Source organism: Melaminivora alkalimesophila (assembly GCF_000282995.1).
GTDB lineage: Bacteria > Pseudomonadota > Gammaproteobacteria > Burkholderiales > Burkholderiaceae_C > Melaminivora > Melaminivora alkalimesophila.
Genome location: NZ_ALEE01000120.1, coordinates 1 through 712, shown reverse-complemented (window position 1 = coordinate 712; position 712 = coordinate 1). Strand labels below are relative to the sequence as shown.

Sequence of the window (712 nt, the reverse complement as noted above, 5' to 3'; positions counted from 1 at the left end):
CGGCCGCGCCCGCCACGGGCTGCGACGATGGCGGCTGCGCGCTCCTCGATCAGCCCCGCCCATGAACACGACCCCCTTGCCTTCCGAACCCATCGCCCTGGCCACCCTGCGCGCCGTGCTCACCGGCCGCGCGCAACCCTACACCCGCCCCGGCAGCCGCAGCGCCATTGCCAAGCAGGCACGCAGCGGCCCCGTCGCCGTAGGCGCGGAGGGACTGGACGGTGACGAGCAGGGCGACCTGCGCGTGCACGGCGGCCCCGACAAGGCCGTGCACTGCTATGCATGGCCGCAGTACACGCCCTGGCGCGAGGAGCTGGCGGGCCACGCCGCGGCGCAGGCGCTGCTCGCGCAGCCCGGTGCCTTTGGCGAGAATTTCAGCCTGGACGGCGTGCAAGAGTCCCAGGTGTGCATTGCGGACCAGTGGCGCATCGGCAGCGCCGTTTTCGAGGTCAGCCAGGGCCGCCAGCCCTGCTGGAAGCTGAACGACCGCTTCCAGGTGCCCGACATGGCGCTGCGCGTGCAACGCAGCCTGCGCGCGGGTTGGTATCTGCGCGTTCTGCAACCCGGGACGGTGCAGGCGGGCGACACCGTCTGGCTGCTCGCGCGGCCGCAGCCTGCGTGGCCCATCGCACGGCTGCTGGAGGTGATCGACCGGCGCGACTGCACACCCGCCACGCTGCGCGAAATCCTCGCGCTGCCGCTGCCGCCGTCA

At 72.9% G+C, this 712-nt stretch carries 1 protein-coding gene; it reads left to right on the top strand.

The genetic code is table 11. From position 1 onward, the window contains the following. Positions 1 to 61: 61 nt before the first annotated feature. Positions 62 to 712: MOSC domain-containing protein (locus A612_RS01775; RefSeq protein WP_040435587.1), on the top strand; the 651-nt coding region annotated here is incomplete at its 3' end.